Origin of the sequence: Acinetobacter tandoii (assembly GCF_008867985.1) — a bacterium.
In the GTDB taxonomy this organism is placed as follows: Bacteria; Pseudomonadota; Gammaproteobacteria; order Pseudomonadales; family Moraxellaceae; genus Acinetobacter; species Acinetobacter tandoii.
The window spans coordinates 570,279-591,560 of sequence record NZ_VXLD01000001.1; the positions used below are offsets into that span (position 1 = coordinate 570,279).

21 protein-coding genes and 1 tRNA gene are annotated in these 21,282 nt (G+C 39.9%); 18 read left to right on the plus strand and 4 right to left on the minus strand.

Features of this window, described 5'->3' with window-relative positions; all coding sequences use genetic code 11:
* Positions 1-245: 245 nt before the first annotated feature.
* From F4W09_RS02820 to F4W09_RS02855, 8 genes are all read left to right on the plus strand, one after another.
* A complete protein-coding gene (locus F4W09_RS02820) occupies positions 246-1,562 on the plus strand; it encodes an NAD(P)/FAD-dependent oxidoreductase (protein WP_151503951.1) in 1,317 nt (438 codons plus the stop codon).
* A 378-nt stretch (positions 1,563-1,940) separates the two neighbouring features.
* Positions 1,941-2,927, plus strand: coding sequence for a quinone oxidoreductase family protein (locus F4W09_RS02825; RefSeq protein WP_016166528.1), 987 nt, complete (start codon positions 1,941-1,943; stop codon positions 2,925-2,927).
* A gap of 12 nt (positions 2,928-2,939) precedes the next feature.
* On the plus strand, positions 2,940-3,788 hold the full coding sequence (locus F4W09_RS02830; protein WP_044740623.1) for a TauD/TfdA dioxygenase family protein: 849 nt from the start codon (positions 2,940-2,942) through the stop codon (positions 3,786-3,788).
* 60 nt (positions 3,789-3,848) lie between these two features.
* Positions 3,849-4,952 (plus strand): beta-keto acid cleavage family enzyme, encoded by a 1,104-nt coding sequence (locus F4W09_RS02835; protein ID WP_044740624.1) that lies wholly within the window; start codon positions 3,849-3,851, stop codon positions 4,950-4,952.
* A gap of 146 nt (positions 4,953-5,098) precedes the next feature.
* Positions 5,099-6,430: an MFS transporter gene (locus tag F4W09_RS02840; RefSeq protein WP_044740625.1), complete on the plus strand. Its 1,332-nt coding sequence runs from the start codon at positions 5,099-5,101 to the stop codon at positions 6,428-6,430.
* The gene (locus tag F4W09_RS02845; RefSeq protein WP_151503952.1) at positions 6,430-7,083 is read left to right on the plus strand and encodes a DsbA family oxidoreductase; all 654 of its coding nucleotides are present in this window, start codon (positions 6,430-6,432) and stop codon (positions 7,081-7,083) included. The genes F4W09_RS02840 and F4W09_RS02845 overlap by 1 nt, the downstream gene beginning before the upstream one ends.
* Complete coding sequence (locus tag F4W09_RS02850) at positions 7,080-7,397, plus strand: Rieske (2Fe-2S) protein (protein ID WP_044740627.1); 318 nt, start codon at positions 7,080-7,082, stop codon at positions 7,395-7,397. The genes F4W09_RS02845 and F4W09_RS02850 overlap by 4 nt, the downstream gene beginning before the upstream one ends.
* 28 nt (positions 7,398-7,425) lie before the next feature.
* A complete protein-coding gene (locus F4W09_RS02855) occupies positions 7,426-8,427 on the plus strand; it encodes a YeiH family protein (RefSeq protein ID WP_044740636.1) in 1,002 nt (333 codons plus the stop codon).
* 76 nt (positions 8,428-8,503) lie between these two features.
* Here F4W09_RS02855 and F4W09_RS02860 read toward each other — a convergent pair whose 3' ends face one another.
* Entirely contained in the window at positions 8,504-9,520 is a 1,017-nt protein-coding gene (locus tag F4W09_RS02860; protein WP_151503953.1) for an AraC family transcriptional regulator, read from the minus strand.
* A gap of 266 nt (positions 9,521-9,786) precedes the next feature.
* Here F4W09_RS02860 and F4W09_RS02865 point away from each other — a divergent pair, with 266 nt between their 5' ends.
* Positions 9,787-10,374 (plus strand): RBBP9/YdeN family alpha/beta hydrolase, encoded by a 588-nt coding sequence (locus F4W09_RS02865; protein WP_151503954.1) that lies wholly within the window; start codon positions 9,787-9,789, stop codon positions 10,372-10,374.
* Between the two features lie 276 nt (positions 10,375-10,650).
* On the plus strand, positions 10,651-12,486 hold the full coding sequence (locus F4W09_RS02870) for a DUF1302 domain-containing protein (protein ID WP_151503955.1): 1,836 nt from the start codon (positions 10,651-10,653) through the stop codon (positions 12,484-12,486).
* Positions 12,487-12,998: 512 nt separating this feature from the next.
* Here the strand turns inward: F4W09_RS02870 and F4W09_RS02875 are convergent.
* Complete coding sequence (locus F4W09_RS02875; protein ID WP_151503956.1) at positions 12,999-14,069, minus strand: SDR family oxidoreductase; 1,071 nt, start codon at positions 14,067-14,069, stop codon at positions 12,999-13,001.
* Between the two features lie 95 nt (positions 14,070-14,164).
* Between F4W09_RS02875 and F4W09_RS02880 the strand changes: the two genes are divergently transcribed.
* Positions 14,165-14,542: a MerR family transcriptional regulator gene (locus F4W09_RS02880; protein WP_016166517.1), complete on the plus strand. Its 378-nt coding sequence runs from the start codon at positions 14,165-14,167 to the stop codon at positions 14,540-14,542.
* 157 nt (positions 14,543-14,699) lie between these two features.
* Here the strand turns inward: F4W09_RS02880 and F4W09_RS02885 are convergent.
* A tRNA-Gly gene (locus F4W09_RS02885) sits at positions 14,700-14,775 on the minus strand.
* Between the two features lie 64 nt (positions 14,776-14,839).
* On the minus strand, positions 14,840-16,261 hold the full coding sequence (cysS, locus tag F4W09_RS02890; protein WP_151503957.1) for a cysteine--tRNA ligase: 1,422 nt from the start codon (positions 16,259-16,261) through the stop codon (positions 14,840-14,842).
* 255 nt (positions 16,262-16,516) lie between these two features.
* On the opposite strand from cysS, the gene F4W09_RS02895 reads away from it, so the two are divergent.
* From F4W09_RS02895 to F4W09_RS02925, 7 genes are all read left to right on the plus strand, one after another.
* Positions 16,517-17,494 (plus strand): KpsF/GutQ family sugar-phosphate isomerase, encoded by a 978-nt coding sequence (locus F4W09_RS02895; protein ID WP_151504002.1) that lies wholly within the window; start codon positions 16,517-16,519, stop codon positions 17,492-17,494.
* Between the two features lie 3 nt (positions 17,495-17,497).
* A complete protein-coding gene (locus F4W09_RS02900; RefSeq protein ID WP_044737935.1) occupies positions 17,498-18,037 on the plus strand; it encodes a KdsC family phosphatase in 540 nt (179 codons plus the stop codon).
* Positions 18,038-18,081: 44 nt separating this feature from the next.
* Positions 18,082-18,636: an LPS export ABC transporter periplasmic protein LptC gene (gene lptC, locus F4W09_RS02905; RefSeq protein WP_016166513.1), complete on the plus strand. Its 555-nt coding sequence runs from the start codon at positions 18,082-18,084 to the stop codon at positions 18,634-18,636.
* Positions 18,620-19,186: a lipopolysaccharide transport periplasmic protein LptA gene (lptA, locus tag F4W09_RS02910; protein ID WP_016166512.1), complete on the plus strand. Its 567-nt coding sequence runs from the start codon at positions 18,620-18,622 to the stop codon at positions 19,184-19,186. Before lptC ends, lptA begins: the two co-directional genes overlap by 17 nt.
* Complete coding sequence (lptB, locus tag F4W09_RS02915; protein WP_151503958.1) at positions 19,186-19,932, plus strand: LPS export ABC transporter ATP-binding protein; 747 nt, start codon at positions 19,186-19,188, stop codon at positions 19,930-19,932. The genes lptA and lptB overlap by 1 nt, the downstream gene beginning before the upstream one ends.
* A gap of 126 nt (positions 19,933-20,058) precedes the next feature.
* Complete coding sequence (locus tag F4W09_RS02920; RefSeq protein ID WP_151503959.1) at positions 20,059-20,655, plus strand: IMPACT family protein; 597 nt, start codon at positions 20,059-20,061, stop codon at positions 20,653-20,655.
* The gene (locus tag F4W09_RS02925; protein WP_151503960.1) at positions 20,648-21,265 is read left to right on the plus strand and encodes a DapH/DapD/GlmU-related protein; all 618 of its coding nucleotides are present in this window, start codon (positions 20,648-20,650) and stop codon (positions 21,263-21,265) included. Before F4W09_RS02920 ends, F4W09_RS02925 begins: the two co-directional genes overlap by 8 nt.
* The last annotated feature ends 17 nt before the right edge of the window (positions 21,266-21,282 follow it).

Sequence of the window (21,282 nt, forward strand, 5' to 3'; positions counted from 1 at the left end):
TTAAAAAATATATAAAAATAAATATATTTAAATTTTTTGTTGCTGATATTTGAAGTGAAAAATTTCATCTGATTGCGTTAAATTCTTAGAACTATTTATTAAATAAATGTTCACTATCATTTATTTGTATTTTATTATTTTGCGATACATTTTGATACAACTCTAAGCGCAATGGAACGCTAGACAATTATTTGATGATTATGAATCGAACGTTTCCTAACCATCAAACAATTGGAGAAACAACAATGCAACTGGAAAACAAAAATTGTAAGAAACGTATCGTAATTGTCGGTGGTGGAGCAGGTGGGCTCGAACTCGCGACGCGTTTAGGGAACCGTTTAGGTAAAAAAAATAAAGCCGAAATTATCTTGGTCGATGCAACTTTAACCCACATTTGGAAACCGCTTTTACATGAAGTGGCTTCAGGAACATTGAATTCGCATGATGATGAATTGAATTACTTTGCACATGCCAATAAAAATCATTTTGAGTTCTTTTTGGGGAAAATGATTAATATTGATCGCACCGAAAAAAAGATTCAACTTGCGGAATTAAGCTCTCATCTAGGTGAGAAAATTGCACCATGTCGTTCTATTGCTTACGATATTTTAGTTGTTTCAGTAGGATCAACTTCAAACGATTTTAATACTAAAGGTGCTAAAGAGCATTGTGTGTGTCTGGATTCGCGTGCTCAGGCAGATTATTTACAGAAAGAGTTTTTAAATCTATATCTCCAAGCTCAAGCCAATACCCTAATTGAAGATACACAGGGTAGCTTACTGAATATTGCGATTATTGGTGCGGGTGCAACTGGGGTCGAATTGGCAGCGGAATTGCATTTCGCGGCACATCAATTTTGCAAATATGGTTTAGATAGTATTCAACCAGATAATGTGTGTATTACCCTAATTGAGGCGGCAGATCAAGTATTGCCAGTGCTGAACTCTAAAATATCAAGTTTGGCTGAAGCAGAATTAGTCAACATGGGTATTCAGGTCAGAACCAAAAGTCGAGTACAAAAAATTGATGAAACACATATTTATTTTGATGATGGAACGCAATTAGCTGCTGACTTAAAGGTCTGGTCTGCAGGAATTAAAGCCCCAGATTTTCTCAATAACATTGCAGAATTAGAAACCAATCGTATTAATCAGCTCATCGTTAAGCCGACTTTGCAAACGACACGAGATGATTCAATTTTTGCAATGGGGGATTGTGCAAGTTATACACCAAAAGGCAAGGAGCGTCCTTTAGCACCGCGTGCTCAAGTCGCCAATCAACAGGCAATTTTTTTGGAAAAAGCCTTAGCGGCTTATATCGCTGGTCAACCACTTCCAGAATTTGTCTTTAAGGATAAAGGCTCACTCGTGTCTTTAAGTGACCGTAATAGTGTTGGACATGTTATGGGCAATATCAATATTGAAGGGTTTGTAGCTCGTTTAATGTATATGTCACTATATCGATTTCATCAGATCGCTTTGCATGGATTATTTAAAACCAGCATTCTGATGTTAAAGGATGTTTTATCTAAGTCGGCTAGACCACAATTAAAAATGCATTGATATTTCACAGATAAATTTAGTTTATTGATATAAAACGGTATAGCGATTAGCTCAAATTTGAGCTAATCGCTACTCTGTTATTGGGTTAATGATCAGGTTAAATTTGAGCTTATTTTGTTCTTATGCAAATTTTCTTGAAATTCATGATCATTGTGCGTGCTTTAATTCAATAATTTTCATGTTTTATACCGTCTAGGGACGCATAAGAGTTTCAAGTTATGATTTCGACAGAATTGTAGTCTGCAGCTATCCTTACTTATGCCATGTCGTAAAATGCTAAATCAATGTCGTCTAATGCGAAGTTGTCACCCTAGCTATGTTGTAGTTTGAGTACATGCTTCTTTAAGCACCGAATAAGAATACGACACGGATAGTAAAATGACGATGAATAAAGCAATCAGGTTCTATGAAACAGGAACCCCTGAAGTAATGCGTTACGAGGATATAATAGTCGGTGAGCCGGATACTGGGCAAGTAAGACTGCGACATGTAGCTGTTGGTTTGAACTATGCTGATACTTATTTTCGTGATGGTACTTATCAAATTCCTTTAGCCAATGGTATGGGGGTAGAAGCTGCAGGCGTAATTGAAGCTGTGGGTGAGGGTGTGACCGACTTTAAAGTCGGGGAACGTGTAACTTACACAGGGTTTTTAAATACCTTAGGTGCATATAGTACGGCACGTTTAATTGCAGCAAATGTTTTAATCAAATTACCAGAAGAAATTTCCTGCGAGACAGCAGCTGCAATGACCATGCGCGGTTTAACTGCTAGTTATTTAATGCGTCGAATTTATGACTTTAAGGCAGGAGATACAATTTTATTACACGCTGCGGCAGGTGGTGTGGGTTTGATTGTGGCGCAGTGGGCAAAGTTACTCGGTTTAACCGTTATTGGCACAACCTCTTCGGATGCAAAAGCTGCGATTGCCAAAGCACACGGGTGTGATCATGTAATTAACTATAGCCATGAAAATGTTGCAGAGCGTGTACGTGAGTTAACCAATGGTGTTGGTGTTAATGTCGTTTTTGACAGTGTGGGTAAAGATACCTTTATGTCGTCTTTAGACTCATTAAAACGTCGTGGTTTAATGGTGTGCGTTGGTACGGCATCAGGGCCGATTCCAGACTTCAACCCAGTTTTGCTGGCACTAAAAGGCTCATTATATATTACCCGTCCAGCACTTGCAGACTACATTGCCGACCCAGTGGAGAAACAAGCTTTAGCCAATGAACTGTTTGATCATGTTGCAAGTGGTCGAATCAAAATTGAAATTAATCAACGTTATGAGCTGAAAGACGCAGTACAGGCACATCGTGATTTGGAATCACGTAAAACCACAGGTTCTTCTATTTTTGTAATTTGAAAAGGATTTCATATGCAAATTGAACAATTAAGCTGCCATATTGGCGCAGAACTAAGCGGGATAAATCTGGCAGATGCAATTCATGATGATGGTCTGTTCTCTGAAATTCGCGCTCATCTTTTAAAACATCGTGTTTTGTTCTTAAGAGATCAAAATCTAACTCGTGCTGAGCATGTGGCATTTGCAGAGCGTTTTGGACAGTTGGAAGACCATCCTGCGGTGGGAAGTCACCCAGAGCATCCAGGGTTGGTGCAAATTTATAAAAGTCCAGAAAGTCCAATTGATCGCTATGAAAACGCGTGGCATAGCGATGCCAGTTGGCGCAAAGTTCCACCAATGGGTTGTGTCCTGCGTTGTATTGAGTGTCCTCCAGTTGGTGGCGACACCATGTGGACGAATATGGTGATGGCGTATGAAAATTTACCAAATGATGTTAAGGCCAAAATTGCCAATTTACGCGCTTACCACAGTATAGAAGCTAGCTTTGGTGCAGCGATGCCGATTGAAAAACGGTTAGCTCTGAAACAACAGTTTCCAGATGCAGAGCATCCTGTGGTTCGTACCCATCCAGAAACAGGCGAAAAAATTCTGTACGTGAATGCATTTACGACGCACTTCAGTAATTTTCATACCAAAGATATGGTGCGTTTTGGACAAGATGCCAATCCGGGTGCTGCTGATCTAATGCGTTATTTAATTTCACAGGCTTATATTCCAGAGTACCAAGTTCGCTGGCGTTGGAAGCCAAACAGTATTGCCATTTGGGATAATCGTAGCACACAGCATTATGCAGTCATGGACTATCCTGCATGTCACCGCAAAATGGAACGCGCGGGCATTATTGGTAATGCCACTTACTAAGTTTAAGAATTAAAACATTTTACTCAATTCACAATTTGAACACTATACGAGGAGATGCATATGCAATTCTTTGATGATTCTTTGCACCCAGAAAATATGGAAAAAGTGGTTATTACGGTTGCACCTTACGGCCCAGAGTGGATGCCAGAGGATTTTCCAGAAGATATTCCAGTAACCATGGATGAGCAAATCCAAAAAGCGGTGGAGTGTTATGAAGCAGGTGCATCGGTACTTCATTTGCACGTGCGTGAACTTGATGGCAAAGGCTCAAAACGCTTATCTAAGTTTAATGAACTGATTGCAGGTGTGCGTGAAGCTGTACCTGACATGATTATTCAGGTCGGTGGTTCAATTTCATTTGCACCTGAAAGTGAAGGTGAAGCTGCCCTTTGGCTTAGTGATGATACGCGCCATATGCTCGCAGAACTAACCCCAAAGCCAGATCAGGTGACGGTTGCAGTGAACACTACGCAAATGAATATTATGGAACTTCTGTATCCTGAATATTTGAAAGGTACATCACTTGAACATCCTGCCATTCAAGAAGCATATGCCGAAATGACTGTACCCGCAGGACCGGCATGGTTAACTGAGCACTTAAAGCGTTTGTGTAAAAATGGCATTCAGCCGCACTTTCAATTAACTGGTATGCATGGTTTAGAAACCTTGGAACGGATGGTGCGTAAAGGTTTATACATGGGGCCATTGAATCTGACATGGATTGGTATTGGTGGCGGTTTTGATGGTCCAAATCCATTTAACTTCTTTAACTTTATTCACCGTGTCCCAGATGGCTGTACTTTGACCTCAGAATCATTGCTTAAAAACGTTTTGCCATTTAACACCATGTCTATGGCGATGGGTTTGCATGCGCGTGTAGGTAATGAGGACACAATTATCGATCATCGTGGTGAGCGTTTTAGTTCTGTGCAGCAAATTCAACAAACTGTTCGTATTGCGCATGAGCTTGGTCGTGAAGTAGCAAATGGCAAAGAGGCACGTGAGATTTATCGCATAGGCGTGCAATACAACAGTATTGAAGAGACCTTACTCGCCAATGGTATGGCACCGAACCGAAAAGTAGGTCAAAAAGGGGTTCCTCAACGTACTGGTGAAATTATATTTGACCAAACGTCATATGACATAAATCGTAAAGTTGGTTAATGGCTAACGTATCAAACGAACGCAACAGCAGCCGAGTCAAATGGAATGTTGGTTTGGCTAAGATACTAAGTTGATTGTGCGGCGGATCAGGCACAATTTTTATGAAGAATGAGAATTAGAAAGTATAAGAAACACAAGGAGGTCGTATGGGTGCACATCAGTATGCCAGTTCTACAGATGGCTTAGATACATCAGTCGACATACCACGTAAGTATGCGTGGTTAGTTTTTGCTTTAACTTTTGGTTTGCTTATTTCGGACTATATGTCGCGCCAAGTGCTTAATGCGGTTTTTCCTTTAATTAAAAATGAATGGGCCTTGTCAGATAGTCAGCTCGGCTTATTAAGTGGCATCGTCGCTTTAATGGTTGGATTGTTAACATTACCTTTATCAATATTGGCTGACCGTTTCGGCAAAATTAAAAGTCTCACTTTTATGGCTGTGTTATGGAGTTTGGCAACGCTTGGTTGTGCAATTGCGGAAAATTACCAACAGATGTTTATCGCCCGTTTTATGGTGGGTGTCGGTGAAGCAGCTTATGGCAGTGTAGGGATTGCGGTAGTCGTAGCCGTCTTTCCCCGTGAAATGCGTGCAACATTAGCCAGTGCATTTATGGCAGGTGGAGTGTTTGGTTCCTTCTTGGGCATGGCTTTAGGTGGTGTTATGGCTGAACACTATGGTTGGCGTTGGGCATTTGGTGGCATGGCGGTGTTTGGGTTGTGTTTAGCACTTTTATACCCAATGGTCGTCAAAGAGAAAAAGATAGGAATTCAGTCCCGTAAGATTAAGTCTGAAGCCAAACCTGATCAATTTAAACAACCACTAAAATCTATTTATTCCAGCCGTTCTGTGCTTGCAACCTATATTGGCAGCGGTTTGCAGTTATTTGTTGGGGGCACAGTCATCGTTTGGTTGCCGAGTTACCTCAATCGATTTTATGGCATGAGTACAGATAGAGCAGGTGTTATCGCTGCGGTGATTGTGCTGAGTAGTGCAATTGGCACCATTCTTTGTGGAATGTTGTGTGATCGTTTGGGGCGTAATCGACCTGATCGCAAAGTGAGTCTAGCAATCGCATTTTGTTTGATTGGTTGTGTTCTGTTGTCAATTGCCTTTGGGATGCCTGCTGGAAATGGGCAACTGCTCATGATCTGTATTGGGATGTTTATTGCACTTGGAACCAATGGTCCTTCTAGTGCGATGGTCGCAAACCTGACCCATAATTCTGTACATAGCACAGCATTTGCAACCTTAACTTTAGCCAATAATTTTCTTGGTTTGGCTTTAGGTCCTTTGGTTATTGGAAAGATATCGGATGTGATTGGCTTGCACAGTGCCTTTCAACTTATGCCTTTAATGAGCATCGCTGCGGCAGCCGTATTTTTCTATGCTAAACGTCACTATCTTCGAGACATCACTCGTTTTGAAGCACAAACCAAATTGGAACCGACTCAGTTATTTAATACAGGTGATCGCTGATGTCTCGTTTGATTCATATTGATGTGTATTTTGATTTTATTTGCCCTTGGTGTCTGATTGGCAAACGGCAATTAGAAGTGGCCATTCAATTGCTGCAACAGAGCGATCCTGATGTAGAAGTCAAATTGCAATGGAAAGGCGTACAGTTATTAACTGAAATTCCAGAAGAAGGTGTTCCTTTTCAAGCTTTCTATTTAAAAAGATTAGGGAGTATTACCGCAGTTCGAATGCGTCAGAATCAAGTACGTCAAGCTGCAAAAGCTGTTTGCTTAGAGATAAATTTTGATCGTATTCAACGTATGCCGAATACAAGAAAAGCTCATCAGTTAATTAAGCATATCGAAACTAAGGGCGATCTGATGTTACGGAATCGGCTATTAGAAGGAATATTTTCAGCCTATTTCTTGCATTCAGAAGATATTGGGGATGTAACAGTTCTAAAGAGGATTGCAGCCTATTTAGGAGTCCCTGAAGAAGAATTGAACAATATAAGTAATACAACAACGACACCATTTTTGTCGGCAAATACAGGAGGAAAGGGCGTGCCATATTTTGTATTTGATAAAAGTTTTGCGATTGCAGGGGCTCAATCAGCAGATGTGCTTTATCAGGCAATGCTTGAGGTTCTTGCTACACAAGGACAAGCCGTATGACAGTTCGTTTTGAAGTACCACAAGAAAAAATTCCTAAGCTAGGTGAACGAGCCTTTTTAATCATAGGGAATAAGGCATTGGCATTATTTAACATTGCAGCTCAATTTTATGCCATTGATGATCGATGTCCACATCAAGGAGCTTCATTATTTGGAGGGAAATTAGACGGGCGTGTAATTCAGTGCTGTGCACATGGTTTGCGTTTTGATTTAGCTAATGGATGTTTGATCAATTCAACACAACTAAAAGTTGCCTCATACCCTGTAGAAGTCATTGGCGAACAAGTATTTATTAAGTTGAATGCTGGAGAATAGTGTGAGTAATTTGAGTCAACTTGATTATATGCAACAAATTGGTCTGCATCAAAAAATCCGAGAACTCACACCAGGGTTCACGGTCAGTTTAGTAGCCGCTGCAGCAGCAAGCTTTCTTTCGGAACATTATGGCGCACCTGTAATGTTGTTCGCGTTATTGCTAGGTATGGGATTGAATTTTCTGGCTGTGGAAGGAAAGTGTAAAGCAGGCATAGAATTTACTGCCAAAACAGTCATGCGGGTCGGTATTGCTTTGCTTGGTATGCGGATTACATTAGGACAAATTACAGCATTAGGTTGGCAACCGGTAGCATTGGTGATCATACTTATAATTGTGACGATTTCCGTATCTATATTCGTTGCGAAATGGATCGGTTTTCAGAAACTATTTGGTATGTTGACGGGAGGAGCTACCGCGATTTGTGGTGCGTCAGCGGCACTCGCAATTTCTGTTGCATTACCAAATCATCCCAATAAGGAAAAAGCGACATTATTTACAGTCATCGGTGTATCTGCACTGTCTACTTTGGCAATGATTGTATATCCAATGATTGCCCATTGGCTGGCTTTATCTCCAAAAGAAGCAGGTATTTTCTTAGGGGCAACTATTCATGATGTCGCTCAAGTGGTGGGTGCAGGTTATAGTATGTCCGCGGAAACGGGTGATACCGCAACTGTAGTTAAGCTTATGCGGGTGGCTATGTTGTTACCTGTTATTGTTTGTGCTGCCACGATTACACGTATGCAAGGCGTCTCATCAGATGGAAAGCGACCACCTTTATTACCATGGTTTGCTGTGGGATTCCTAATTCTTGCTTGTGTTAATAGTTCTGGTTGGGTTCCAGTTATGGTGCAAGGTGGTATTAATGAGTTATCTCGTTGGTGCTTGATTATTTCAATTAGTGCTTTGGGTATGAAAACACAACTGAAAGAACTCGCAACGGTGGGTATTAAGCCGATCCTTTTGATGATAGGTGAGAGTGTTTTCCTTGTTTTGCTGGTCTTAACCATAATGCATTGGCTGTTCTAATCTCTTTTATCAAGGTTATGGATAGAGGTTTCATGGTTTCAAATGTTTGTTCTATGAAACTTCATCTCAGCATCCTTTACTTAATAGAAGGGTTTTGTTGATTACGCCATGTTGTTGGTGAAACGCCAAATTGGCTAATAAACCAACGAGTAAATGAGCTGGGTACAGAATAGCCCAAAATATCGGAAACTTGAGCCAGTGAGTAATTTAAGTTATTCAAATAACGAACTACTAGTGTGCGACGTACATCGTTGATTAAGATGCTAAAGCTAGTTTCAGCAGTTTCTAATTTACGTTGTAGTGTACGTACATTCACGCCGTGTGTTTGAGCAACTTGTTCAATGGTCGCACGTCCCATAGGTAAAAGAACATAGATACTTTTACGAACTTCAAAAACAGTTGAAGATTCATTTTCATGTTGCAATATATCAATATCGAGATAACGTCGGGCATGATCTGCCATTGCAATATTGGCTTGTGGGTTTGCTTTATCCAATTCAGAAGATGTACAAACAATGCCATTGAACTCACTACCAAATTCGAGTAAACAACCAAAGACCCGTTGATGAATGTTTAAATTCTGCGGAGCATCATGTGTGAAGTGTATACTGAGTGGGCGCCATTTCTGTGATAATAAAGCAGCACAAAAGCGGTGTGTGATTCCTAGAGCGAGTTCAATTGCTTGGCGACTATATTGCTGGGTAGCAGAGATCACTTCGATGTGAATAATGACTGTATGGCCAACTTCTTCAATATATATTTCTAAAGCATTATTAATGAGGTTTCGATAGCGAACAATTGTTTGTAAAGCATCACGCAAGGTTAGCTGATAATTGAGCAATAAGCTTAGTTCCCCAAAATCTGCAATTTGGCGTTGTTCTGCCATATGTAAGCCAAAAGTTTCACAACCACTCTCCTGAGCAGATTGTTCTAAAAGCTGAATGGCTTTGTCTACAGAAATTCGTAATTTTGGATCATTGAGTTGAGTAGGATAAAGCCCGACATTTGACAATAAATGGTAAGGATTGAGGTTTAACTGTTGGCTCACATTTAAATAGTTTTTGAGCATAGCTGTATGCGCGAGAGGAACCACGATCTTTTTCCTTCTGTATTTTAACCATCCTGGTTAGTTTCTAGTTATAACGAAAATATCAGATTTAGCAAAGTATTCGATATTGCTTCTACACCATAGCTTAGACCAAACCCACTCAATTTCTAAAATTGTTAACACCTTATTGTCGTCAAATGAAAAGGCGTTGTCGCGAAATGTATATCGAGCGTTTAACTGAAAACTTATTGTGAATAAGAAATAAAAATAACCATTAGCCTGAAAGAGCAAGGAGCTCAGGGTGTAGAACTATGGAAAAAATATTCACACACGCGACAGTTTTGATTATTCCAGGGTTACGGGATCATGTAGAGGATCATTGGCAAACCATACTGGCATCACGTTTAGGTAAAGTTTATTCAGTACCGCCCGTGGAAACAGAGAAGTTAAATTGCGCAAACCGTGTGGCACGGATTGAGGCGGAACTCAGAAAAATTGAAGGGCCTGTTATTTTGGTGGCGCATAGTGCGGGTGTATTGATGACGATACATTGGGCTGCTTTGTATCAATATAACATTCAGGGTGCACTTCTAGTTACACCACCTGACTTGTCTGAAAGCTGGCCTGATAGTTACCTAAGTCCAGAGACGCTTAAAAAAGAAGGTTGGTGTCCATTACCGAGTCAAAAACTACCTTTTCCTAGCATTGTGGTTGCCAGTACCAATGATCATTTAGCAACATTTCAAGCTGTTGAAGCTATGGCGAAGATATGGGGAAGTCAATTGGTTAATGCAGGAATAGTCGGACACTTGAACCCCGCTTCTGGTTTTGGGTATTGGCCTCTGGCGGAGCAATTGATTTTGCAGCTAGATGCTCTGCAAATTAAAAGTGTTTCTTAGTTTGTAGATGAATTCCAATATCTAAAAATGATTCCGTGTAAATGACTGAACGACTAATTGGTATGACTTAAAGATAAATTCGTACATTTTAAAACAGTCAATTTAAATATCGGGCCAAAGGATGGCTTTACAGAATAAATAGAGATGTGGAGCAAAAATGTTGAATTTAAACAAAAATGCTGCATGGTCAGTCGTGGCAAAGTAAGCAGAATTTTCAGCATTCTTATTGAAATTAATCACAGTATTTAAATTAAATCATATCGATATGGAGATGATATGGTCAGTTATTTTGTGTCTTTGAATGGACAAAATCATCATATTTCACTGATGAAAAAAACGGTTCTTTGTTTAAGTCTGAGCTTGGTTATGTGTGAGGTTTTCGCTGCAAGTTTCGATTTAAATGGGGAATGGAAGCTTGAAAGCAAAACGTCGCTCAGCTATGGGACAAATTGGAGTACTCAAGGTGCTTCTAGTTCACTGGTCTATAAACCTGATGCGAACTACATTGGAAAAGATGGTCATAGCATTGATATTAATGGTGATGACGGTCGCGTGAATTTCAATGAAGGCGATGCAATATCTCAAGTGATCAAAGGCTTGAGTGAGCTCAGCTTAACAGGAAAACAGCAGGGTGCTGTTGTTAGTGCAAAGTATTGGTATGACCATGCCTATGAAACTGGAGAAGGTGACTTAAAAGCCTTTGATGATTCTGCGTGGCCACGACTTGCTAATTTTAAAGGTATCGACTTGTGGGATGCTTATATCTGGAAAAACTTTGCTTTAGATCAGGGTCAAACGGCGAGTATGAAACTAGGCAAGCAGACTTTGCAGTGGGGCAAATCACAATTCTTCCAAAATGGATTAAACAGTGTAAGTGCTTTTGATTATGCTGCGATGAATCGTCCAGGTGGTGATACTAGAGAGCGTGTGATTCCAACAGAAATGTTTTCTTTTGAAGCAGGCATAAACCCGTATTTAAAGTTTGCTGGTTTCTATCAGTTTAAATTTAGACCCTCTGTGGTCGATGGCTGCGGAACATTCTTTGCTATTTCAGACTTCGTACCCGAAAACTGTGGACCAATTCTGATTACGGTCATGCCAGGTGATAAACTGTCTGATACCGCTTTACAGAACAAATCTTATATTCCGCGGAGTGAAAGTCGATATGCCAAAGACAGTGGACAGTATGGATTTTCTTTAAAACAAACTTTGCCTAAGTTCAATAATGCTGAGCTTGGGTTGTATTTTGCAAATTATCATAGCCGCAATGCTAATTTTGATGGAACCGCTGTAACTGCAGTCGGCCCTACAAATTTTAATACAGCGCAATTTTTCTCAATCTATCCAGAAGATATCAAAATGTATGGACTGAGCTTGGCAGCAAAAGTCGGTACGACATCTGTTTTTAGTGAATTAAGCCACAAACCTAATCAGCCTTTGCAGTTTAATGGTACAGATATTGTTTATGCTCAGGTCTTAGACAAAAATACGCCACTGACGGATAGAGGAACTTCTGCTGAATTTGGACAATATTTACAAGGTTATGTGCGTGCACCTGTAACACAGTTTTCATTTGGTGTCAGTGATAGCTTGAACAATGTATTGGGTGCGAATACCCTGAATTGGGCTACTGAATTGGCCATGAATCATATTGGTGATATTGGTAACTATCGCTTTGGTCGAGTCGGTGCATTTGGACGCAGTGAACTGTCATCTGGTGCTTATAATCCTGAAACCAAGGAAAATCAATGCACGCCTTATGGTACAGCGCATCTATCCAATGATGAAATTGACCATTTAAATAAACGTTTTTGTAACACAGATGGCTTTTTTACCCAATGGTCATATGGATACCGTTTACGTGGCGCTCTGACTTATAAAGATGTGCTACCTGCCACAGTTATTATACCAAGTGTGTTGTTTCGCCACGACCTATATGGCTTTAGCCAAAATTTTCAAGAAGGACAAATGAGTTTGACTGCGGCTGTTTCGGCAACGTATCAGCAAAAATATAATGTAGAGTTTGCTTACGTAAACTTTTTTGGTTCCAATAATTTCAGTACTATTGATGATCGAGATTTTGCATCAGTTGCATTTAAAGTTAATTTTTAAGTGTCGGTGATTTTGTTATAGCAATCAGTTTCTCAAGGCGTATTCAGTAATTCAATAGTGTGTTCAATCAAAAAACTCAGCAAACTAGGGGTTCAAATCTATTCCGACAAGGCTATTAAATGTTGTCAGATGAATAAAGTCATATTTTGCTTGTTTTTATCTATGGTGATTGGCTTTGAATTCGATCTTATTAAATCAAATTTGGCTCAAGCAGTTCTCATCATCTAGTGAATGAAATCCATATACATTTGACAATTTTAGATGGATTTACACAATAAGATGGATCTTATTCCACAAACTGTTGCTATTTATATTGATGGAGGAGGTATTCATTTTGTAACAGGATTGTTGTTATGAATTAGCCGAGTGAATGGGCGTTGTGGTACGACGAAATATGCCGATTTGTATTGCTGTGCATTCTCTTTTAAAAATGCACAGTGAACTAGATTTTAATAAAGTTGATAATGCCGTAAAGACTAGGATGTATTTAATATCAAACGATGATATTAATATCAGCGAGTAACCCACTCCACAGTCTTTTGCATGGTTTCTTTCAGCTCGGTTGGAGGGATTTTCCATTGTTGATTTAGTCGATTGAATGCTCCCAGATCAAGCTGCTCAGTTCTGATAAAGTTTAGCATTTCAGGGGACATATCTAATTTTTTTGCTAACCATTGCCACTTTAAAAGCCATGTTAAAAAAGAGATAGAAATAAAATGCCGTGGAGGATTAATTTCTAATGACTGAGCAACGATTTGTACTAAAGTTTGAAGCGATATTTGCTGAGGATTCGCCACTAGAATTTCCTGCTTAACTGTTTCAGGGTCTTCACTAGCATGTACCATAGCATTCACCAACATAGTAACTGATACCAAAGGTAGAGAATGTTGTGGTGTACCAGGAAGAGCACTCATTTTTCTTTGTTGAAGCTGTTGAATTAGAGCAGTAATAGGTTGAGATGCTGGAATTTCTCCCGTTATTTCATCTCCAATCACGGTGGCAGGGTGGATGACTGTCCAAGGTATATTTAATAGGTTTGCTTGTTTAATCCAGTTAAAATGCCCTTCAATTTTTGAAGCTTCATAAGCGCCTAGTGCCTCATAAATTTTTGGCCAGTCAGTTTTTTCGATATGTTCTCGGAATATGCCCGCTGCTTTTAAATGCTGATCGAGGGTCAACATAAAGCCTGATAAGTGTACTGCACGTTCTAAATGGCAATGTTTGTTCACGCTATGAAGCAGATTGGTTAGTCCATCAACATTGACAGCTTTAGCCTGCTGCATAGACAGATGCCATTTGAATAATGCACTAGCATTATATAGATAATTCACCTCTTTCAATGTTTTCCAGTCTTCAGGTGATAACCCTAAATTGGGTAAAGTAATATCGCCTTGAATAAAACTCAGCTCTTGATCATTGATGTTTTGCTGTGTCAGCCAACGACGAAATTGAGGTTCTTGTTCATTGATATTGCGACATAAAGCAAACACTTTTGCACGATCTCTAAGTAATTGTGCGACAAGGAACTTACCAATAAATCCAGTTGCACCGACTACAAGTGCAGTTTGCGATGACATAAGCATAAAATTAAACTCGATTAATTGTTAATGCTTAAGCTAAACTGTGGAGTATAGTCCACGGTCAAGAGTTTTTTAAAAAATATAAAAGGAAACTGAATATGCTAATCGGCGAGCTATCACAACAAATTAATTTAAGTCGGGACACGATTCGTTTTTATGAAAAGATGGAATTGATTCAGCCTTTAGTACGCAATAATGGCTACAAGGATTATCCTGAACAAACGCTGCAACAACTAAAACTTATCCAGACTGCTAAAAATCTAGGCTTTACACTTGCTGAAATAAAACAAATTATTAATATCGTGGGAGAAAACGAGATTCCCGCTGAGCAATTTCAACTAATTTTGCGAGAAAAATTAGTGATGATTCAGGAGAAAATGGGACAATTGCAACATATACAAAATATGCTTGAAAATTTGCTAGGGGGCGAACCTTGTCCTTTAAGGAAAGGATGTGAAGTCATCGAATTGAAATAGTAATGAAAAAGACCTTATTTAAAATGGTCCTTTGATGTGACTTTTAAAAGAGTAATTGTGTGATGTCATATTTTAAGTTTAAGAAATTTTTATAAAAACAAGCTTATATAAAACTAATAAAAAAGCGCTTATCTTTTGATAAGCGCTTTTAAAATTTTGGAGCGGGAAACGAGACTCGAACTCGCGACCCCAACCTTGGCAAGGTTGTGCTCTACCAACTGAGCTATTCCCGCAATATGGATGTGCATTATAGAGAGTTTAATTTGACTGTCAACTCTCTATAATGCAATTGCTGAATTAATCAGCACGACGCCATACTGTACCTTGGCGTGTATCTTCCAAAACCACACCCTGATCCAATAGTGACTGACGAATGCCGTCAGCTTTTGCGAAATCCTTCGCTTTCTTCGCATCTTGACGTTGTTGAATGAGATCTTCAATGTCTGCTTCAGACAAGCCTAAAGCTTCTTGCCCAATATCTGACTTTAAAAACTCTTCTACGTCATGCTGTACCAGACCTAGAATGTTGGTGAGGTGACGCAACGTTGAATAATAAATTACTGCTTGTTCAGCATTTTCTTCTTTGACTGAACGATTGAGTTCTTTGTTAATTTCAAACAACACAGCAATTGCTTCGGCGGTATTAAAGTCATCGCGCATTGCAGTATTAAAACGTTCAACCAAAGTATCATCTAGCTGTTCAACCACATTGGTGCCGTATATTTGTTGATAGGCTTTGAATGAGTGGTAGAAACGGCTTAATGTGGTTTTTGCTTCTTTTAAAGCCACATCTGAGAAGTTCACTGGGCTACGATAGTGTGAAGACACAATAAAGTAACGAATGACTTCAGGATGGAATTTATCCATTACATCACGGATGGTGAAGAAGTTGCCTAAAGACTTCGACATTTTTTCGCCATCAACGTTAATAAAGCCCACGTGCATCCAATAATTTACATATTGTTCGCCTGTCGATGCTTCACTTTGGGCAATTTCGTTTTCATGGTGTGGGAACATGAGGTCCGAACCACCACCATGAATATCAAAATGGTTACCTAGGCAGCATGTTGACATCGCAGAACATTCAATATGCCAACCTGGACGGCCATTGCCCCAAGGCGAAGCCCACGCAGGCTCATTTTCTTTGGCATGTTTCCAGAGTACGAAGTCGAAAGGATGTTTTTTCTCAACTTCCACATCAACACGTTCTGATGCACCTGCTTGCATATCGTCAAGTTTACGACCTGAAAGACGACCATATTTTGCAAATTTTTCTACTTGGAAATATACATCACCATTATTTGCAGGGTAGGCTGTACCTTTATTAACCAAATTACCAATCATGCTTTGCATTTGGTCAATATATTCTGTCGCGCGTGGCGCTTCATCGGGGTATAAACAGCCCAAATTCTCGGCATCTTCATTCATAGCTTGAATAAAGCGGTCGGTAAGCGCAGTAATGCTTTCACCATTTTCGTTGGCGCGTTTAATAATTTTGTCGTCAATATCGGTAATGTTACGAACGTATTTGACGTTCCAGCCCTGACTACGTAAAAAACGAATGATATAGTCGAATGCAACCATTACACGCGCATGTCCAATATGACAGTAGTCGTAGACGGTCATGCCGCAGACATACATGTCGATATGACCTTCTTTACGCGGTACAAATTCTACTTTTTTACGTTGCTCTGAATTGTAAAGAACAAAAGGTTGCATAGGGCTTACATATTGCGATAACAAAAAGATTTCTCATCATAACGTAAGGTCCATGATTCACAAAGTTTTATACGTTATTTTTATAAGTAAGTGAAAACTTATACATTTAGAAACGATGCATTTGCATAGATATGATAAAATTGCGAAAATTATTTTTTGCTTGAGACTGGGGTAAGTCATTATTTCGATAATGATGAAATACCCTGAAATGAGCTCTTATCGAGTTTAAGGTTGCCAACGTTGAATTTACAAACCATGCCGAATCCAATCGATTTTCAGAAAGCCGCATTAGAAACTTTGCGCATTGAAGAACAAGCTTTAGGGGTATTAGCAACGCAAATAGATGAGCGTTTCAGTCGTGCCTGTGAAATTATCTTACAGTGCAAAGGGCGCTTAGTGGTAACAGGTATGGGGAAATCAGGGCATATTGGTCGTAAAATGGCGGCGACATTTGCTTCAACAGGTACACCTTCATTCTTTATGCATCCTGGTGAAGCGGGGCATGGCGATTTGGGCATGTTGGTTCGTGGAGATGTATTGATTGCAATTTCAAACTCGGGAAAGAGTGATGAAATTATGATGTTAATGCCACTAATCAAACATTTAGAAGTGCCTTTAATTACCATTAGCGGTGATGATACTGGTCCAATGCCGCAAAATGCTGATGTGGCACTCACTTTAGGCAACATTCAAGAAGCTTGCCCATTGGGTCTTGCACCAACATCAAGTACGACTGCCACTTTGGCATTGGGTGATGCTTTAGCTGTAGCTTTATTGGAAGCACGTGGCTTCACGGCGGATGATTTTGCACGTTCGCATCCTGCTGGTGCTTTAGGTAAACGCTTGTTGTTGCATGTAAAACACTTAATGCACACAGGTGCAGAACTACCGAAAGTTGCACCTGAAACGCCAATGAATAAAGTGCTATACGAAATTTCAAATAAACGTTTGGGTTTAACTACCGTTGTCGATTCAGAAAATCGATTATTGGGTATTTTTACCGATGGTGATTTGCGTCGTTTAATTGATAAACAGCAAGGTTTTGATGTCAATCTTCCTGTATCTGAAGTAATGATTCAACATCCAGCAACGATTTCGCAAGAAGCACGTGCGGTACAAGCTTTAGAAAAATTACGCGACAAAAAAATCAATCAATTTGTAGTTGTTGATGATGCCAATAAAGTCATTGGTGTGATTAGCATGCATGACTTAATTCAAGCAGGGGTAAATTAATCCATGGCATCTTATGTTTTATTAGAACAAGCACGTCATATTCAAGCGCTCGTATTAGATGTCGATGGTATTTTAAGTGATGGTTTTGTGACTTTAACCAATTCGGGGGATGAAATTAAATCCTTTGATATTCGTGATGGTTTAGGCATGAAGTTGGTACAAAAGTCTGGTATGAAAGTGATTATTATTACTGGCCGTAAAAGTAATATTGTAGAAAAGCGAATGTCAGATTTAGGTGTCGACTTAGTTTTTCAAGGGCGTGAAGATAAAGGTGTAGCTTTGCGTGAGGCATGTGCTCAGCTTAATCTTTCACCAGATGATTGTTTATATATGGGTGATGACTGGCCTGATCTTTCAGCCTTTGCTATCGCAGGGATGAAAGTCACGGTGCCGAATGGTCATGTTGAAGTACGTCGTCGCGCTGATTTAGTCACACAAGCGATGGGTGGTCGTGGTGCAGTACGTGAAGTTTGCGACATGCTGCTGATGGCGAAAGGGACTTACCAAGAGCTACTTGAAAAATTTATTACAATCCCGCATTAATGCTTATATACGTACATAATTGTTTTTAGTGAAGAACCACACTTATGGATACCAAAGTTTTATATGTCACGGCGATTGCAATTGCTGCTGTAAGTGGTGGTTATTACTATTACAGTGGTAAAGGGAATAAATTAGAAACTGCATCTGCGCGAAGTATGACGTATTCCGCAGAAAAAATTAATTTAACCCAAACCGATGATGCAGGAAATTTATATATTCGTGCTCAAGTTGATCGACTTGAGCAGGATATGCAAAAACAAACCACTAAGCTCGAGAACTTGAATGCTTCAATGTATAAAGATGGCGCTGTAAATGCGACATTTTTTGCTAAGCAAGCGAATGGTTATGAAGACAATAAAAAAGTTGTTTTGTCTCAACAGGTCGTTGCTACCAAGTTATTAGATCAAGGGCAGGGGAAAATGCAGTTTTTAACTGATGAGCTGACGGCGTTCCCGCAAACCCGAGTTATAGAAACAAACCATCAAGTGACCGTGCAATCTCCACAAGCAGAGTTTGTCAGTCAGGGATTGAAAGCCAATTTAAATGATGGTCAATACGAATTTTTTAATATTCGAGGAAAGTATGAACCAAAATCTTAAGTTTCAAGCTTATAAAGCTTTCCTTAAAAAAGCAGTTGTACTCAGTATAGCAATTGTTGCGGCATCTAGTGCTTTTGCAATTCCTTCGGATCGCAATCAACCAATTTCTTTGGTGGCAGACCGTGCGACTTTTAACGAAAAAACTGGGGTAACGACTTACTCTGGCAATGTGATTATTGAACAAGGTACGATGCGTTTACAAGCAAACTCAATTGTTGCCAACCTGAATCAGAAAAAACAGATCAGTTCAATTACTGCCACGGGAGGCCCTGCGCGCTTCCAGCAACAGCTAGATGCCAATAAAGGCTTAGCTAAAGGGCAGGCACAAAAAATTGTTTATAATGCGGAAACAGGTATCATCACCATGTCTGGTGGTGCACTATTAGAACAAGATGGTGCGAGTATTCGTGGTAATACATTAAAATACAGCATGAATAAGGGTGATATTGAAGCGACAGGAACACCAAATAGCACGGGTTCATCATCTGGTCGTGTACAAATTGTGATTCCGCCTTCAAGTACTAAATCCTTCCCAGGAGCGCGTGATTAATGGATCAGGTTGAGACTGCGACACAAACCCTTTGTATTAAGCACCTTGCGAAGAACTATAGTAAACGTTGGGTTGTAAAAGACGTTTCCTTTAGTATGCAAAGTGGGAAAATTGTAGGTTTGCTCGGTCCGAATGGCGCGGGTAAAACAACCAGTTTCTATATGGTGGTTGGACTGGTGCGTATGGATAAAGGTGAGATCCATCTAGATAATTTGGATATGTCCGACCTTGCCATGCATGAACGTGCACGTAAAGGCATTGGTTATTTACCGCAAGAAGCCTCAATTTTCAGAAAATTAACGATTTCTGAAAATATTATGGCAATTTTAGAAACCCGCAAAGATCTAAATAAGCAGCAACGACAACAGCGTTTAACAGAGTTATTGGCGGATTTTAAAATTACCCACATTAAAGACTCGTTAGGGATGAGTGTTTCGGGTGGTGAGCGCCGTCGTGCTGAAATCGCCCGTGCCTTAGCTGCAGATCCTAAATTCATGCTGTTAGATGAGCCATTTGCAGGGGTCGATCCAATTTCTGTAAATGACATTAAAGACATTATTCGTACGCTTAAAGATCGTGGTATTGGTGTACTCATTACCGATCACAACGTGCGTGAGACTTTGGCAATTTGTGAACGCGCTTATATTGTGAGTGAAGGTTCCGTAATTGCGGAAGGTACGCCACAAGAAATTTTAGAAAATGAAACCGTTCGTCAGGTTTACTTGGGTGAAGATTTCATGGTTTAAGCTTAAACGCTGAATAATCTTTAAGAGAAAAACCTCCATATATATGGGGGTTTTTTATCAACTCGTGTTTAGGTTGGGAATTGAAACACGTTACAATTGAGCTATTCCTGTTAGTTATCTTTGAATATGCCATTCACTATCGCAGCCCAAGTCAGTTATGAAGAAGAAATAAAGAAAAGCCGTTTTCAAGCGATAGCTGTTCCTGTCGAAAATGAAGAGGCTGTAAAAACTTTTCTTGAAGTAAACAAAGATATCACGACGACTCATCAATGTTGGGCATGGAAAATTGGGCATCAGGTTCGCTTTAATGATGATGGTGAACCTTCCGGTACAGCGGGACGCCCTATATTGGCAACGATAGAAGGCAATGAGCTGACGAATGTGCTAGTACTCGTAAACCGCTGGTATGGCGGAATAAAGTTGGGCACAGGTGGTTTGGTACGTGCCTATGGCGGTAGTGCGGGACAATGTTTACTTCTAGCAGAGAAAATTGAATTAATCGAGAAGAAAAAGGCATATTTTGGTTGTCAGTTTTCGGAGTGGTCGATCTTTCAATATGAAATGCAACATCAGGGAATTGATTTTCAAGAGCAATATACTGCGGAGGGAGTTGTTGTCGAGCTACAGTTACAAGTTCACCAAATTCCAGAATTGGCAGACAAAATTCGGGATGTCACTCGTGGTCGTGAACAACTTAAGTTAGTGGAAGAACAGCATGACTGAGCCAGATCCATTACTGAAATATCGTGAACAGCATAAACACCGACTTAACTACATGCCTTGGCTTTACTGGACTTTAAAGCCGAAACATCGTGCATGGGCGGAACAATGGCAAAATGAATATCAACAATATTTGAGAGAAATGGAAACGGTTGAGATTGGAAAGAACTGTTTTATTTCTCCATTGGCCCATATTTTTGCAGAGCGCGGACGTACCATCAAGATTGGTGATAATTGTTTTATTGCCGCAGATTGTACCTTGCATGGACCACTGGACATTGGTAATGAAGTAGCCATTAATCATCACTGTATTTTAGATGGTGGGCGAGTCGGGATTAAATTGCATGATCAGGTACGTATTGCTGCTTACAGTCATCTTTATGCTTTTGACCATGGCACGCAGTTAGATCAACCTATTTACCAGCAACCTGTACGCTCACAAGGAATTGAAATTGGGCGTGATGTTTGGTTAGGTGCACATGTCGGGGTAAAAGATGGTATCAAGATAGGGGATCATGCAATTGTTGGAATGCAAAGTATGGTCACCAAAGATGTCGGGGAAAGAGAAGTTGTGGCAGGTAATCCAGCCCGCTTTATTCGTTACCGTGAATAGAATAATTGTATATTTTT

Coding starts and splice junctions, on each gene's coding strand:
- F4W09_RS02820 (WP_151503951.1), top strand. CDS start 246: ATGCAACTGGAAAACAAAAATTGTAAGAAACGTATCGTAATTGTCGGT.
- F4W09_RS02825 (WP_016166528.1), top strand. CDS start 1,941: ATGACGATGAATAAAGCAATCAGGTTCTATGAAACAGGAACCCCTGAA.
- F4W09_RS02830 (WP_044740623.1), top strand. CDS start 2,940: ATGCAAATTGAACAATTAAGCTGCCATATTGGCGCAGAACTAAGCGGG.
- F4W09_RS02835 (WP_044740624.1), top strand. CDS start 3,849: ATGCAATTCTTTGATGATTCTTTGCACCCAGAAAATATGGAAAAAGTG.
- F4W09_RS02840 (WP_044740625.1), top strand. CDS start 5,099: ATGGGTGCACATCAGTATGCCAGTTCTACAGATGGCTTAGATACATCA.
- F4W09_RS02845 (WP_151503952.1), top strand. CDS start 6,430: ATGTCTCGTTTGATTCATATTGATGTGTATTTTGATTTTATTTGCCCT.
- F4W09_RS02850 (WP_044740627.1), top strand. CDS start 7,080: ATGACAGTTCGTTTTGAAGTACCACAAGAAAAAATTCCTAAGCTAGGT.
- F4W09_RS02855 (WP_044740636.1), top strand. CDS start 7,426: ATGCAACAAATTGGTCTGCATCAAAAAATCCGAGAACTCACACCAGGG.
- F4W09_RS02865 (WP_151503954.1), top strand. CDS start 9,787: ATGGAAAAAATATTCACACACGCGACAGTTTTGATTATTCCAGGGTTA.
- F4W09_RS02870 (WP_151503955.1), top strand. CDS start 10,651: ATGGTCAGTTATTTTGTGTCTTTGAATGGACAAAATCATCATATTTCA.
- F4W09_RS02875 (WP_151503956.1), bottom strand. CDS start 14,069: ATGCTTATGTCATCGCAAACTGCACTTGTAGTCGGTGCAACTGGATTT.
- F4W09_RS02880 (WP_016166517.1), top strand. CDS start 14,165: ATGCTAATCGGCGAGCTATCACAACAAATTAATTTAAGTCGGGACACG.
- cysS (WP_151503957.1), bottom strand. CDS start 16,261: ATGCAACCTTTTGTTCTTTACAATTCAGAGCAACGTAAAAAAGTAGAA.
- F4W09_RS02895 (WP_151504002.1), top strand. CDS start 16,517: ATGCCGAATCCAATCGATTTTCAGAAAGCCGCATTAGAAACTTTGCGC.
- F4W09_RS02900 (WP_044737935.1), top strand. CDS start 17,498: ATGGCATCTTATGTTTTATTAGAACAAGCACGTCATATTCAAGCGCTC.
- lptC (WP_016166513.1), top strand. CDS start 18,082: ATGGATACCAAAGTTTTATATGTCACGGCGATTGCAATTGCTGCTGTA.
- lptA (WP_016166512.1), top strand. CDS start 18,620: ATGAACCAAAATCTTAAGTTTCAAGCTTATAAAGCTTTCCTTAAAAAA.
- lptB (WP_151503958.1), top strand. CDS start 19,186: ATGGATCAGGTTGAGACTGCGACACAAACCCTTTGTATTAAGCACCTT.
- F4W09_RS02920 (WP_151503959.1), top strand. CDS start 20,059: ATGCCATTCACTATCGCAGCCCAAGTCAGTTATGAAGAAGAAATAAAG.
- F4W09_RS02925 (WP_151503960.1), top strand. CDS start 20,648: ATGACTGAGCCAGATCCATTACTGAAATATCGTGAACAGCATAAACAC.